Annotated in this window: 2 pseudogenes; both read left to right on the plus strand. The window is 40.6% G+C overall.

Features of this window, described 5'->3' with window-relative positions:
* A pseudogene (locus tag J7R05_RS07440) lies at nucleotides 1-182 on the plus strand (tail fiber domain-containing protein); the annotation flags it as partial.
* Nucleotides 182-657 (plus strand): annotated as a pseudogene (locus J7R05_RS07445) (hypothetical protein); the annotation flags it as partial. The pseudogenes J7R05_RS07440 and J7R05_RS07445, both read left to right, overlap by 1 nt.

Genomic DNA, 657 nt, shown 5'->3' on the forward strand with positions numbered 1-657 from the left:
GGTATAGAGATGGCCACAAACTCTATGATTATAACTACAAAGGGTGCTCTAAGCGCTATAGAGGGGTGATGGCGCAAGATGTTCTTGCAACAAACCCTGAGGCTGTTTTCTTAAATACTGCCACCGGTCTTTTGCACGTTGATTATAGCAAGCTTGGTTTTAATATGGAAAGGGTTGCCTAATGTCTAGGTTTGATGCGTTAGATCCATCTTTGGATCAAGAAAATGGCCGCAATAATAAAGGGTTTCTGTCTTTAGCCCGTCGTATGCCATTCCGAGATCTTGTCCGCTACAGCTTATCTGCTCCTATCCATCTACTCGATAGGAATGTATGGCCTAAAAAAATTGATTTTCCAGATCTTATTCGAGGCTATTATAAGGAGCCTGAAGAAACGGGCAAAAAAGGGCTTAAAGATTTAATTGTATCTGTTGCGGATTTAAAAGGTCAGATGGCCCCTTTGTCAGATTATTCAATCAAAACAAACAATACACCGCAATACGATAAGAGTAACTCTCTAGGGTATGGTGAGACGTTGGCGCCCCAATCTGAATTTGTTTCTCCTATTGATATGCCTTCACAAAATGAAGCACAACAGCAACAAAAAGATGCAATGAATTATATTGCTGAGCTCAACAAAGGAGGATTAACTTCAGAGCA

The organism is Bartonella capreoli (assembly GCF_902813205.1).
GTDB lineage: Bacteria > Pseudomonadota > Alphaproteobacteria > Rhizobiales > Rhizobiaceae > Bartonella > Bartonella schoenbuchensis.